The organism is Pseudobdellovibrionaceae bacterium (assembly GCA_019637875.1).
Lineage (GTDB): Bacteria > Bdellovibrionota > Bdellovibrionia > Bdellovibrionales > Bdellovibrionaceae > JAHBUW01.
Map to the genome: position 1 here is coordinate 121547 of JAHBUW010000004.1, position 13369 is coordinate 134915.

The 13369-nt window shown below is 52.1% G+C and carries 12 protein-coding genes; 2 read left to right on the plus strand and 10 right to left on the minus strand.

The genetic code is table 11. The features are described from left to right. Positions 1-15 precede the first annotated feature (15 nt). The 6 genes from KF767_07085 to KF767_07110 all read right to left on the minus strand — a co-directional run bounded on the left by KF767_07085 (position 16) and on the right by KF767_07110 (position 6483). Positions 16-783, minus strand: a complete 768-nt coding sequence (locus KF767_07085) for a hypothetical protein (GenBank protein MBX3017633.1) — start codon at positions 781-783, stop codon at positions 16-18. Then, positions 780-2042 carry a HAMP domain-containing histidine kinase gene (locus tag KF767_07090; protein MBX3017634.1) on the minus strand — a complete coding sequence of 421 codons (1263 nt, stop codon included), beginning with the start codon at positions 2040-2042 and terminating at the stop codon, positions 780-782. Before KF767_07090 ends, KF767_07085 begins: the two co-directional genes overlap by 4 nt. Next, entirely contained in the window at positions 2039-3532 is a 1494-nt protein-coding gene (locus tag KF767_07095; protein ID MBX3017635.1) for a hypothetical protein, read from the minus strand. The genes KF767_07090 and KF767_07095 overlap by 4 nt, the downstream gene beginning before the upstream one ends. After that, on the minus strand, positions 3507-3863 hold the full coding sequence (locus tag KF767_07100; GenBank protein ID MBX3017636.1) for a hypothetical protein: 357 nt from the start codon (positions 3861-3863) through the stop codon (positions 3507-3509). Before KF767_07100 ends, KF767_07095 begins: the two co-directional genes overlap by 26 nt. A gap of 9 nt (positions 3864-3872) precedes the next feature. Then, entirely contained in the window at positions 3873-4820 is a 948-nt protein-coding gene (locus tag KF767_07105) for a YcaO-like family protein (GenBank protein MBX3017637.1), read from the minus strand. Between the two features lie 205 nt (positions 4821-5025). Next, positions 5026-6483, minus strand: a complete 1458-nt coding sequence (locus tag KF767_07110) for a hypothetical protein (GenBank protein MBX3017638.1) — start codon at positions 6481-6483, stop codon at positions 5026-5028. 60 nt (positions 6484-6543) lie between these two features. On the opposite strand from KF767_07110, the gene KF767_07115 reads away from it, so the two are divergent. Beyond that, a complete protein-coding gene (locus KF767_07115; protein MBX3017639.1) occupies positions 6544-7989 on the plus strand; it encodes a HAMP domain-containing histidine kinase in 1446 nt (481 codons plus the stop codon). Between the two features lie 68 nt (positions 7990-8057). Continuing rightward, positions 8058-8819, plus strand: a complete 762-nt coding sequence (locus tag KF767_07120; GenBank protein ID MBX3017640.1) for a class I SAM-dependent methyltransferase — start codon at positions 8058-8060, stop codon at positions 8817-8819. Here the strand turns inward: KF767_07120 and KF767_07125 are convergent. Genes KF767_07125 through KF767_07140 form a run of 4 tightly spaced genes read right to left on the minus strand, consistent with a single transcriptional unit; the run spans position 8809 to position 13298 of the window. Continuing rightward, a complete protein-coding gene (locus KF767_07125) occupies positions 8809-9555 on the minus strand; it encodes a class I SAM-dependent methyltransferase (protein MBX3017641.1) in 747 nt (248 codons plus the stop codon). The genes KF767_07120 and KF767_07125 overlap by 11 nt on opposite strands. Position 9556: 1 nt before the next feature. Then, positions 9557-11572 carry an NAD-dependent epimerase/dehydratase family protein gene (locus KF767_07130; protein ID MBX3017642.1) on the minus strand — a complete coding sequence of 672 codons (2016 nt, stop codon included), beginning with the start codon at positions 11570-11572 and terminating at the stop codon, positions 9557-9559. After that, positions 11569-12477: a hypothetical protein gene (locus KF767_07135; GenBank protein ID MBX3017643.1), complete on the minus strand. Its 909-nt coding sequence runs from the start codon at positions 12475-12477 to the stop codon at positions 11569-11571. The genes KF767_07130 and KF767_07135 overlap by 4 nt, the downstream gene beginning before the upstream one ends. Then, the gene (locus KF767_07140; protein MBX3017644.1) at positions 12474-13298 is read right to left on the minus strand and encodes a hypothetical protein; all 825 of its coding nucleotides are present in this window, start codon (positions 13296-13298) and stop codon (positions 12474-12476) included. The genes KF767_07135 and KF767_07140 overlap by 4 nt, the downstream gene beginning before the upstream one ends. Positions 13299-13369 lie beyond the last annotated feature (71 nt).

Genomic DNA, 13369 nt, shown 5'->3' on the forward strand with positions numbered 1-13369 from the left:
GGAGCGAGAAGTGCTTTAGCTTTCCTGTTTTAATGCTTTCAACGCGACTATGGATTCCTCAATGAGCTCATCCAAATTTTGCGAGAAGCTTTCCATGTCATAGTCTTTGTATTTAGCGCGGGCAAGAGCTCGGGCCGGGTGAGCAGCAAAGCCACGAGCCGACAATTCTGGTCGCTGCTTGAGATAAATCGCATCAGCAGCTTCTTTGCCAGATGCTTCATAAATTTCGGCACCGGTTTTCCATGGGGCTGCTCCCCGAATACAGAAGTCTTCGATCTTGAGATGGAATCGCGGATGAGTCAAAACGGGGAGACCTTTGCCAATAGTAAGGATCAGTGTCGGTATCACCCCGGGCGGACAGAAGAAGACTTTGCTCGCAGCTTTGGATCGTTGCAGGCAATGGGACAGAATTCGAGTTTGGAGACCTAGCCCTTCGGCGGTACTCGCCGCGGCTTGCATGGAGATCGCTGCATCTGCGTAGGCATATTGGAAGCCAATGCGATTGAGAAACGGAGATATTTCGCCACGTGACCTCATCCACTCTGCCGTCGACCGCAAATCGACAAAAAAGAAGAGTGCCATGGAACAACGGCCCAGGTATTCATGATCGCCAAACATAGTCGCTAGTTGACTCAGCTCTTCGCCAGAAACGTAGTATCGGATCTGGAAGTGCTGCAAGTTCGCCGCACGCGGAGATTCACAGGTCGCAGCTAGGATTGTGGAAATTTGCTCGGAAGGAATTATAAATTCGGGTTCGTAAGCATCTGCACTTGAGCGACTCATGCGAGTGCCTTTCTCGGTATTTGTAGCTCGACTTCGAATTCCCCACTCGGCACACGCCCAAAGTTTACTTGGCCGCCCCAGGATTTGACCAAACGGTAAGTCGAAGAAAGGCCAATTCCGTGCCCTTTTACTTTTGTCGACAGTCCGTCGCGCAAGACTTTAGCCTGCAGCTCCTGAGGGATACCCGCCCCCTGATCCTGAACTTGGATAAAGATGTCATCTTGTTCCACACGTACTCTGAGAATGACCATGCCGTGCATTGGAGAGGCCTCCGCGGCGTTGTTCAATACATTTGAGATCGAGCGAACAAAGTCTATTGCATGGTCAGATGTCAAAATAACATCGCCAACCAAGTTCAGTTCCCAGCGCAGGTCGAAAGATCTGTGTTCGGAGATTTTCTCCTGAATAAGGGAATTTAAAGCCTCCCTCATGGATACTTTTGCCCCCGTGGGCTTTTCCAGAAGTGATGTAGTCATAGTACTCATCCGCGTGAAGGCATTGTCCATGAGTCGGCGCGCAGGAGCTGGAAGATTCTCGATGGTTCCCAGCGCCAGAGAAATTGCTGACATAGGACTTCGGAGATCGTGAGCAAAGCGCCTCATCTCTTCAGGAGATTTGAAGGTAGTTCTTACTTCGACAAGTTGCTTCTGCATTTGGTTGAGAGAAGTTGCGATCTCGCTCAATTCCGTAATATCTGCGACTGAGTCCGCATTCTGTCCTCTTAAAGCCTTGAACTTGGCAGTCAAATCCTGGCTGACTTCTTTGAGTGCGGAAGAGAAGAAATATCCGGCGATAGCCTGACTTAGTAAAAGGGCGATAAACATAGTCAAAAACAAGAACCAGTTCATACGTAGCTCTTGCTGCGCACGAACGGTTCCAAAGAGGTTTTGTTTACCGGAATCAAAGAAAATCGGCTGCTCCGCACGCAAACTAAGAGAGGGGGAAGAACTCTGCGGAGACATATCGGGGAAGAGACTGCCACCGATTTCGTCAAAGAATTCTATGCGAGCTGGAGCTCCATTGGCCAAAATCTCTTTAAGAACGAGTTGAGTCCGCTTGAGATCCCCCGCAAGAATTTGCATTCGATAGACATTTATGGCGGCGTCAAGTTGAGACTCAAATATCTGTTTGGAGGTCGCGTAGACATTTATCATCACAACGGCGAACGCGATCAAAGCAGCGAATAGCATTGCCTGAGTCATTTTTATGAACCCCAGGGACGCCATGTAGCTTTGAAAAGAACGTTCGCTTCTGATCATTTTCTCGCCTTTAGAATTGTATAGTAGGGCAGCGTTTCGATGGTTAACGGCGCTTCGGATAAATCTACGGACGATTTTCCAAGAAAAGTGGTCGATACATGGAAAAGCGGAAGGATTGAATGTGTTTCAATCACTTCCTTCATTAAATCTCGATATGCCGGGATCGGATCCGACACTTTTGACGTCCGAATTTCATGCATACGTCGCTTGAAATTCCCTTTCATGCTGTCGTCAGACGGAATTATATTCGGTTCGGTTTCGAAGTAGTAAGAAAGGGCACCGTCGAAATTGATTGCGTCTACTCCGACGCCAGCAAGCACGAGGTCGGCAACACCCGCTTGGCGTTGATTTTCAATTTCCTGGATTTTTGTTTCGATGAACACGCAAGGAAAAGGCAGCGTACGGCATAGTGACTGCTCGACGGCCTTGATCATTTCGTTCGGAATTCGGTCCGGAGCATAAAGGATCTTCACATCTTTGTGTTTCCAGGATTTTTTTAAGTCATCCATCGAGTTTTTTTCTATCTTGGGAGGCGTAGAGGAGTATAGCTGTTGGCCTTTCGGATAGACTTGGTCGGCAGGCACCGCAAATTCGACGATTTCGGAGAGAGCTTTAAAATCTCCGTGAGTTCTTAGATACTGAATAAGGGTACGGAATTCTCGGACATCTGATCGGCCCGCGAAACGTAGAGAAATTAGCCCATCTAGATGACGTCGCCAAGACGTAGGCATTGGCCCGAGAAGCGCAACGTCTTTTTTTAGTGCGAAGCTAGGGATGTTGATAACCATTGGCCATGTGTCATCTTTCAATGTCCGGACAGAGACTGGCGCTTTTGGGCGACGGACAATTACCGTATCGAACATACGATCGTGCGTATGAATCCAGTAGGGATTTTTGGAAAGCTCAAGTTCTGTTTCTGATGCGCGCTTTAGAACGTATGCGCCTGAGCTAACGTTCGTACTCATTTCTCCATTTTCAATTCGAGCCAATCCGTACATTGGCTCACAGAGCCTTTCGAGAAACTTCATGGCCGATATATTTTCACGTAGCTCGAAGTTAACTTCGCGCGGCGATTGAGCCTTGATGCTAACATAGGAGTTGAAGACGCTTGGAACGTCTTTCGAAATTGCTCGCTTGGCGTTGTTGAAGCTGGATACAACATCGGAGGCCGTGATGGCTTCTCCATTGGACCACTTAGTATCTCTAAGGCGGAACGTTAAAGATCTTTTCGAGGCATCGATCTTCCATGATTCGGCGAGCGCGGCAGTAATTCCGCCGCGCCCGTCAAACTCCACGAGACCCGTACCGATAGAATACGATATCTGAACGTCCGGCATAATCGCCACTCGCCGTAAATCGACGGGAAGGCGATAGTCCTGATAGATATGCAATGTACTTCTATCCACGTTCGAGCCTTTCGCCGCGAAAGAGAGGATCATCGCGGATGAAACCGTTTTCAAAAGCTTAAAAAGTTGTAGTCGGATTGACATCACGAACGCCAGCGATCAGTATCTGCAATCTTTGAACTTCTGACTTCATCAGCTCGAGTTCTTCGCGGGTTCCAAGAGATTCGATTTCTCCTTTTTCGTTCAGGCCAAAAATTTCGCCTTGTAGTCGAGATTTTTCTGCCGTGATCGCCAGCGAGCGCAGCAGATCTTCGACGTCTCGGCTTTCGCTTACGACTTTGCGAGGTGCATGGAATAGCGAGCTTTTAAGTAAACCTGTTTGGTCTCCTTGGATCTCGCTTTTGCTGAGAGCAGCATGTACGTTGGGACCTGTAGCCAGGATTCCCGTTAAGCTAAGAATCAGTTTTTTCAGCATCTAGCCTCCTCAGGCGACAAAGTGCCTTTTTAGTTTGAGATTTGGACTTTCCTTGAATTCCAGTTTCAAAAAGTCAGGAGACGTGGCTTTCACCACATGTAAATCCCCCTGCGCTAAGCGTTGGATATTGGCGGCTGCGATCACGGGCATCGGTAAACCGCGCCAAGATTTCTCGACTTTATGCCAGCTCCATACTTCGCCATTCATCCACTCGATCTCTGTTGGGGAGGCTTTCCATAGGGCTGTGATGTGCTTGAATATCTCGTCCTTTGGATCTTTGGACTGGGCAAGCCAAGGTAAAAGCTCAGCGCACGCGACGCTACGAGAGAGTTCCGTATGGGATCGCATATAGGCTTTATGTGCAGTCTCTCCGGAACCGTGCGATATCAATGGCCGCCCCGGTTGAACTAGCGACTCCGCGAGAAGGCTGATGGTCGAAGTTCGACCGGCAGTCCCCAACATGACTTGAGTTATTAGATAGCCATGTGCCAGCATCCGGTTCGTTTCGAACTGCTTAGGCAAAGTTTCTAGAGAGATATGAACAAATGGGATCTGACCGTAGTAATGTCTTAACACGGTATCACGTTCTGCTAACTCTTCCACGGCATTGCGAACTGCTTGATTTAAGCATGGGTGAGCGGCGAAGCCGTTCGAATTCGAGGATCCATGAAAGAACCGATTTAAGTGGAACAAGCAGCGCTCATAGGCCTCGGAGATCGATTTCTGTATTGCGAGAGCTGGTACTTGCGCGCAGCCTGAACCCTTAAATATGCGTCCCATGCAGGTCAGTGAAGCTACAAATGTGTGGCCATGTTTGGGGTGGAATTTGGACCAGTCCTCTAGACGAGTCAGTCGGACATGAAAGCTCTCGCCCGAGCATACGTTTGTCTGCGCGCGCGACAACAGGCGTTCGAATACATTCCGATTTGCAACGCTTCCCCAGATTTCACCTAGCACGGTCCCCACCTTGAGTTTGCTGGATACTAAACGAAAGAGTGTCAAATCGCTCTTTCGAAGTACGGTAAAATCTGATTCCAGGTAGATAGCTGTTAACTGTTGATTTTGTTAACAGGCATATTTTTCTATGAGGGATGGATGCGCTAATTCTGTTAGCGGAGTCCTACGTTTTTTGCGTGGGCGCATAAAACCTGATACTGCATTTTTAAAGCCCCAGCATGTCAATAAGTAGGAACTCCTGCCGGAACTTCGTCTTCTTGATAGTCTTAGTGTCTTTCGCGTAGATCGTCGTTGGAAGAAGCAAGAGCGGAAAGGCGCATCCTGACTCCGAAATGGAGTTGGTCACGGCGGTGAATGCGTCGATGCGTTTCTTCGGTTCATGGATTTTTCCTGCGTCTGCGAGGAGGCGCAAAAATGATTCCTGACCACAGTAGTGCATCCACCAGAAGCTGTTATCATGAAAGATAAGGGTCGCTAACCCGGGGTCCGGGATGATTGTCGAAGCTTCCGAAAACATGACGTCGACAGATTGAGGTTTCTTGAATGCTGAGTCGACAAATTCTACTTCCGGAAGCTTCAGTTCTTCGATCAATAGATCTTTCAAGTATGGAGGAAATAATTGGTTGTTGAATGGAAGGCGGAGCTTCATACCGGTTGGCCAGTTCGCGGCTTGGTTGGCGATTTCGGAAGTGCAGGCCGGGGACTTCAGCGCATCCGGAGAGAGATATTCGGGCGGCAATAGATGCGAGAGCGATGTAATCCCGGATCCGGACTTCTCGGCCCAACGGCCAAGGGCTTTCCAAATACGACATCCAATTGTTCTTCTCGTTTCGGGAGTTAGAGAGGACATAGTTTCAGTATTGAACCCACCGATTAAGAATCCAGTGCTGCCGATGTCGATTTTTTCGAGCTTTGTTTGGAATTCCCCTTCTTTGACCGTCGGACTCAGAAGTGCGTCAACTTCGTGTTTGGAAAGGAGCTCGCGGATGTGGTCAGCCTCGAAACAAACGTCGAATCTAACCTTCGCACCTGTGGCTTTGGATTCCGTCTGGACCATATCGCAATCGTTTTGCAGCTTTTGTGCTGAAACCACTCTGTAAGGCCCGTAAGAGATACCTTTCATGATCAGATCTTTGGGTGGGAAAATCGCGAAGGACGGGCGCGCAAGAGTCTGGAGAAGGAAAGGGTAAATCTGTTTGAAGCGAAGGCTGAATTTGATGCCAGTCTCGGTTTTCGAGACACTTTCCAATCGCATGTCGAGGGGGCGGATGATTTGGGCACCGATGGAGCTATCCTCCGTGCGAAGACGTTCAAAGATCATACTCGGCAAGGACTCTAGACGGGGGGCCCCCTCCATAGAGAAGAGAGGATGACTGGCATTGATCTCGAAATCCACGCGGTTTGCTACGTGATCGATATGCCAACGTTCAATGAGGCCCGAGTACACCTGTCCGTCACGACCGGGTTCAATAAGGCTTTGTCCGAAGAGCTGATAGAACATCTGGTGATAGATGATAAAGGCGTCAGCCATACTCCAATCGAGGGGGCGCGAATGGATGAGTATGTGCTTACTCCCACGAACTGACCAAAGATTTGTCAGGGCGAAAATTCCTAAAACGGCGGCGAAAAGGCCGCCGAGCAGACCCCATCTTGAAAAGCGCATATCATGAAGATATATTGCGATGCATAATTCCGACAAGTTATTAAAAGCTTAGGGAAATCCATGAGAGCCGAGCCGTCGACTGCAAATGAAAAATCCGAGCGCCGGGCTGCTCCCGAACTAGGGGCGATGATCGTGCGCCCGTTTCGCTCAGGCCTTAAGCTTCTAGGGTTTGTGATCGGGGTTATGCTGATCTTTGGCTACTTTACCCATTGGTTTTCGACTAACTCGAGCTATCGACAGTTTCTTCAAGGTTTTTACGTTCCTGAGATGCGGTCTCGGCTAGTCGATGGACGTTGGAGTGAAATTCAGCTGCTATGTGAAAGAATCGCAGAGATGTCTGAAATTGGACGAATCCAGTTCGTTCGTCCGGACGTGATCGAAGCTCCGGTATGTGACGTCGTCGTACAGACGCCGCGGGTGTGGACACTAGTGAGTGAGATCGAAATTCCGTTCGGTTTTTCTAAGGCTTCTCCTGGGCAGCTTGGGACTCTCAAGGTTCAGCGCTTCGATCATCACAGTCTCCCGCTACTCGGTCTATTTTTAGCAATGGGATCATTGCTTTATGTCGTCATCAGCCGGATGTGGATGCGTAAGGTGCAAACCACGATTTCGAATCACGTGCGCTCGGTGACGGACATCGTACGGCTTATCCGGGAGGACGACGGTGGATCGCCCTTGGCAGAGTCGGTTCGAAATGTCCCTGTCGAAAGCCGTGAGATGGAGGTGATCCAAACGTCGATTTCCAGTTATCTGGAGAAAACGGCACGGTTGCGGGACTTGGAAATCGAAAGCGCAAAAGAAACTGCGCAAAAAGAGATGCTCCGTCAATTGGCGCATGATCTACGCTCTCCACTGTCTTCATTGAAGTTGATCTCCGGAACCAAAAAATTCTTTGCGGACATGAAGGCCCAGCAGGTCCTATCGGCGGCGGTAAATGCAATTCAGCGACAATTGGAGCAGGCGATGGCCGCGACACGTGAGACTCCACAAATGGCCTCCAAGACGACGACAATGTTTGATATTCGAAATGTCCTCCAGGAAATCGTTCAGATGAATCGTATGGCTCATCCGAACATTGAGTTCGCTCTTGAAATGGAGGAGGGCGCAGGGATTTGTGCCGTTGACGTTGTGGCTCTTCGGCGAGTGCTGCAAAATCTCGTTACGAACAGCCGAGAGAACCTGGAGTCCATCGTCGGGCGGACCGATCCTCGAGTTACAATCGGACTTCGTCTGTACGATGGAGACCTGATATTGTCGGTTCAGGACAATGGGTCTGGTCTGCCTCCGGAGGTGCGGTCGAGCTTCGGTCAGAAGGGGCTTAGTATTGGTAAAGAAAGTGGAAACGGCTTAGGTTTGGCCGCCGCTGTTGCATTCATCCAAGCGTCCCATGGTGACATCGAGGTTTTGAGTTCGCCTTCGGAAGGCACTGTGATCCGTTTCAGAATTCCGGCGGAGATTCGGTTGAATGGGGTTTCTGAGCTGGCTTCTCGTCGCTACGAGCCTTAATGTTTTTGCTCGCTATCTCGCCGCTTTTCTTCATGGACATGACCCGCACGCGTGCTAACTTATAAAGAATGTCGCGTTCATCCGAAATCCGTGAGGAATTCCGTCCGGTTCAGCATATTGCAGTCAAGACGCGCATGCAGGCGTTGATCTACCATCTTCGCCGGACTGTGGACCTTCAGTTCAATACCGTTTATCGTGATATGGCTAAAACTTTGCACCATGTGCGCGGGCAGGTTTTGGATGTTGGCTGCCGCAATGGGCCTTTCAAGCATCTGCTGGGGCCCGAAACTCGTTATACCGGTTTGGATATTGAATCCACCTCGGTCTTTGGCCGACGGAATCCCGACGTGATCTACTACGATGGACGTACGATGCCGTTTGCCGATGCCTCCTACGACTTCGTGATCTGTTCGGAAGTTCTAGAGCACGTGCCAGACACCGAAACCTTCATCGCCGAAATCTTCCGAGTGCTCAAACCGGGCGGGCGGGCGATTTTCACCGTGCCCTGGTCGGCGCGCTATCACTTCATTCCGCATGACTACTACCGCTTCACGCCCAGTGCCTTTGAGCGGATTTTTGCGAACTTCAGCGATCTGAGTGTTCGCGCCCGCGGCACCGAGATCAGCGCAATCGCCGCCAAGTTTGTGGCGTTGAATGCGCGTCTCATCTTGCAAGGATTGCGACCGACCCGCTGGCTGACTGGGCTAGTTCCGGGGCTTCTGCTGCTTCCGGTGACCGCGTTGGCGCTGCTGTTCGGGCAGCTGGGAATCTATTTTCGCGTGGGATCGGACGTCGATCCTCTAGGATATACGATCGAACTTACGAAGTAGGGCTTTGGTCCGCTGCATCGCTCTTGGTGGCGACCAAAAAGATCGACTGCGCCAGAAAGCTGAAAGGCGTACGCTCGAGCAGATCGCCCAACCAAATGAGCGGTTTGATAAGAAAACTCGGAGTATTCGGTAAGAGAAAGTCCCGGCAGCGGAGTTCGTGCACGATATAGCCGTTTCGTTGCAGGCGTTCGGCGATCCAGGATTTGGTGAAGGCCATTTCGTCGGGATCAAGTCGCATGAGCCGACGTCCGAGTTTCGTGCCGAACATGAAGTACACGAGCGGGTTCTGTAGATTCGGCTCCCAGAAGACCAAGCGGCCGCCGGGCTTCAGGATGACCCGCAGGTTCTTGAAGACGCCATCGATGTTATTCACAAGGTGGTGCAAGATTCCGTTCCCGATGACGAAGTCGAATTGACCCTTATGCTGGTTCAGGAAAGCCGGTGCCGTCACATCCGCCAGTTGAAAACGGATGTTGGGACGGGCGGGCTGTGACTGCGCGGCCTCGATGAACTTCGGGGAAATATCCGCCGCCGTCAGTTGGATGCGTGGGTCATTCGCGACCAGAAATGACATTTCGGCCGTTCCGCAGCCGATTTCCAAAGCACGAACCGGGTTGGACGGCGAGGCGAGCAGCGCCTCGCGAATCCGGTCGGCGCGACGATGAGTGCGAACCGTCATCGCGGGCGATGGACGGAAAATCTGGTTAATGCCGTTTTCGTCAGTGATCAGTTCCAAATCAGTTTTTCTTTCTATCGCGCGCGAGGTAGTCGGCTTCCGAGTAAGCGACCTTCCCGCGCGTAACGGAAGTGCGGATGAATTTTGGCCGCGACTTCACCTCTTCGAGGATCTTCTTGATGTATTCGCCGAGGATGCTGATGGCAAGAATTTGCAATCCACCTAGTCCCAACGAAAGGACAACGATTGTCGTGAACCCCTTTGGGGCGGTGTTTCCCGAGAGGAACGTGTAGGCGACATAAAACACCCCGAGAGCGAAAGAGAGCGCCGTTACGGCCAAACCCAACGCCTGCATGAGGTCGAGGGGCTTCGAGCTAAACGAGAAGATCGCTTTCTTTGCCCACCAAATGTTCTTCGTGAAGTTATTTGTGGTCGTGCCGAACATACGCTCGGGACGCACGTAGGGGACGCCGGTCTGTTTGAAGCCGACCCAAGCCCGAAGTCCGCGCAAGAACATGTCGCGCTCAGGGAGTTGCAGCATCTTGCCTGCGACCTTCCGGTCGATGAGGGAAAAGTCGCCGGCATCTTCCGGAATCTTCACGTCAGCCATCCGAGAGAACAGTCGGTAGAAGGCTTTGTAGAAGAACTGCATGTGTAGAGGTGCTTCGCGCTGCACGCGCACGCCGTAAACCACATCGTAACCCTCGAGCCAACGCTCGGCGAGTTTCGGGATCATTTCGGGTGGGTCCTGTAGATCCCCATCGAGCAGAACGACCGCATCGCCGGTTGAAAGCTCCATACCGCTCATGAATGCCGCTTGGGATCCGAAGTTCCGCGAATGCGAAATTCCGATCACCGAGATGTCGCGTGCACAGATTTTCGCGATCACTTCAGCATCGTTTTCGGGACTGTTGTCGTTGACGAAAATGATTTCGTAGTCGCAGCCGATACTCGTGATCGACTCCTTCAGACGTTCGTACATGATCGGAATGGCTTTTGAGTCGCGGTAACAAGCGATGACGGCCGAGATCTTGCGTTGCTGGGGTTGAGTTTTCGTACCCTGCAAAAGACCGTGCGCGGCCGTCTCCCATTCGGCGGTCAGGCGAAGGCCGGTGGCAAGGTCCACTCGAGGGCGCCAGTTCATTTCGCTCGCAGCGAGTTCCCCGTTGCCGTACCATTCCGTGAGATCCCAGCGGCGGGGAGGCATGGTCCCGAAGTTCGGCTCACCGGGAATTTTGAAAACCTCACGAGCGGTTTGTGCGAGTGACGCAAGCGTGACTTTGCGGCTTGCGCAAATGTTGACGGATTCACCACGACGGTTGCGGCAAATCGTCGAGGCGGCACGAACGAAGGCCATCAAACAGTCGTCGACGTAAACGAAATCTCGCGAGATATCCGGATTCGTCAGAGACGGGTATTTGCCTTCAAGTGCGCGGTTGACGAGCGTCGGGATAAGCCGATTGCGGTCCTCCCAGGGGCCGTAAATCGAATACAGACGTAGATTGGCGCAGGGGAAGTCGTGCTTCAGGCCGAAGAACTTGATCATGAGCGCGGCGGCGCCCTTCGAGACGGCGTAATGACTATTGGGCAGCAGGGGGGCGTTCTCTTTCGGGCCCGCGGCGTTCATGCCGTACTCTGAAGATGACCCGGCCTGTACGAGAGCGTAGCAGCCCGTCTCTTGCAGGACTTCGATCAGATTCAGAAGTCCGATGTAGTTCACGTCGTGAATCTTCTGACTATCGCTTTGTCGCTCGTAAGCGCCATAAGCGGACAGGTTGAAGACCACTTGTGGACGGAACCGCTCCACGATACCGCGGATGTTGTCTTTGTCGGTGATGTCGCCGACGGTCAGATGTTTCGCCAGATCGATGCCTTCAGGAGCCGCCTGCAAACGCCATCCCAGATCTTTCGTGCGCACGAGAGCGAATACGTCTTGTCGGTGCTGTAGAAGTTGAAACAGAACGTGTGCGCCGATGAATCCGCCCGCGCCGACTACGAGGATCGGTCCGGGAAGCTTTTTGATTTCGGCGATGTCCTCCGCTGTCAGGGTCGACCGAAACAGAGCTTCGGTGTTCATAACATCCCTTTCATCGCTTCGATGATCGAGGCGGGATCAAGCCCGGACTCTCGTTGATGGAATTTCTGTGAACCATAAGTCCCTGAGGGATAGCCTTGGGCATGTTGGTGGCGGAACATCGCTGGGGACGTCCCGCCCCGCGCGAGAAGATAAACCAAATGCTCACCCAGTCCACCGCGCGCAACATGCTCTTCCAAAACTAAAAGTTTTCCGGTTTTTGAGAGGCTTGCGCGGATCTCAGTGATGTCGGCGTCCGTAAGTGGAAGTTGCGAAACGCTAAAAAGGTCCGCGTCGGTTCCGGAGTTTTGCACGGCTTCCCAGGCATTTCCCAAAAGCGGTCCGAGGACGACGACGGTGAGTGCCCGTCCTTCACGACGACGTTGGACCGCAGAGTAGGTGGTGAAAGTATCCAGCTTGCCCTTTGCGGTGAATGCTCCCAAGCGCAGGTAGGTGGGGCCTTCCCATCGCATCATCTCGTCACAGGCGATTCCGACTTCTTCGTCGCAGCAAGGAACGTACGCACGAAAGTGCGGAAGGCAGGTCGTGACCGCCAGGTCTTCCAGTGCGTGGTGAGTCGCGCCCATGATGCCGTAACCGTAACCGCCGCCATTTCCGACGACTTTGACGTTTTGCTTGTGAATGCCGGCATCCAGTCGCAGTTGTTCCATGGGGCGGAAGATCGCGAAGGGGGCGATGCTGTAGCACAAAGTTTTGTAACCGAAGCTCGCCATCCCGGCGGCCATTGAAACCATGTGTTGTTCGCAGACGCCCGCATTCAAAAAGCGTTCGCCCAGGGCTTTCTGCAATCCTTCGAAGGCGTTGTAACCCAGGTCTCCCGTCAGAAAGAAGCAATCCGTCGATGCGGGAAGAACGCGTTCCGTCCAGTCGCTGAAGGCTCGTCTCACGTTTTCCTCACCTGTTCGATCGCGTTGGCGAATTGTTCATCATTCATGGGTAGGTAGTGCCACTCGAATTTGTTTTCCATGTAGTCGACGCCAGCACCTTTGGTGGTTCGCGCGATCAGCATTTTCGGCTTCGCAGAAGTACTCGCCAGAATTCCGCGCATTTCTTTCGCTAAGGCTGAGTATGTATTTCCTTGCGTGGTTTCAAAACACTCATGACCGAAGCTCTCAGCTTTTGCGCGCAGGGGTTCGAGATTCATGATCTCCGTGGCGGAGCCGAGCCCCTGCAGCCCATTCGCATCGACGATTGTGATCAGGCGTCCCAGCTTCAGTTGGGCTGCACTCATTAAGGCTTCCCACGTGGAGCCTTCGTTCAGATCACCTTCCGAGACGATGACGACGGTCCAAGCCTCGTGCTTGGCGAAACGTTGCGCGAGCGCCATGCCCACGGCTAGCCCTAAACCGTGACCCAAACTGCCAGTTCCGAAGGGGACACGTGGAAGCGGCGATTTACAGGGAGGATGCGCGCTTAAGCGAGTCCCTTCTTTGTAGAAGTCAGTCAAGGGAACGCCTAAAAGGCCCAGTTCATCGAGCACGCAATAAAGTCCGCCCGCGGCGTGGCCTTTCGATAGGACCACACGGTCATGTTCACCGCGAAAAACGGAATGGCAGAGCATCAGGATTTCGAGACAGCTGAGCGAAGAGCCGATATGCCCAGCGTTTGCGCTTTTGTAGAGGTTCAGAAGTTTCTCGCGAAGCGCGGCACGACGGCTTTCGAGATGCGCGATATCTGAATCACGAATTTCATGTTTGTGCGCGTTCAACTCAGCACCTCGTTGAGCGTGAAAAAGTGAGGGATGTCATAGACTAAAATAGGGTAGCGCGGACGTAAAAT

What these genes read in the sequence shown, in the direction of transcription:
- KF767_07085 (MBX3017633.1), bottom strand. Translation starts at nt 783, where the DNA reads ATGAGTCGCTCAAGTGCAGATGCTTACGAACCCGAATTTATAATTCCT.
- KF767_07090 (MBX3017634.1), bottom strand. Translation starts at nt 2,042, where the DNA reads ATGATCAGAAGCGAACGTTCTTTTCAAAGCTACATGGCGTCCCTGGGG.
- KF767_07095 (MBX3017635.1), bottom strand. Translation starts at nt 3,532, where the DNA reads ATGTCAATCCGACTACAACTTTTTAAGCTTTTGAAAACGGTTTCATCC.
- KF767_07100 (MBX3017636.1), bottom strand. Translation starts at nt 3,863, where the DNA reads ATGCTGAAAAAACTGATTCTTAGCTTAACGGGAATCCTGGCTACAGGT.
- KF767_07110 (MBX3017638.1), bottom strand. Translation starts at nt 6,483, where the DNA reads ATGCGCTTTTCAAGATGGGGTCTGCTCGGCGGCCTTTTCGCCGCCGTT.
- KF767_07115 (MBX3017639.1), top strand. Translation starts at nt 6,544, where the DNA reads ATGAGAGCCGAGCCGTCGACTGCAAATGAAAAATCCGAGCGCCGGGCT.
- KF767_07120 (MBX3017640.1), top strand. Translation starts at nt 8,058, where the DNA reads ATGTCGCGTTCATCCGAAATCCGTGAGGAATTCCGTCCGGTTCAGCAT.
- KF767_07130 (MBX3017642.1), bottom strand. Translation starts at nt 11,572, where the DNA reads ATGAACACCGAAGCTCTGTTTCGGTCGACCCTGACAGCGGAGGACATC.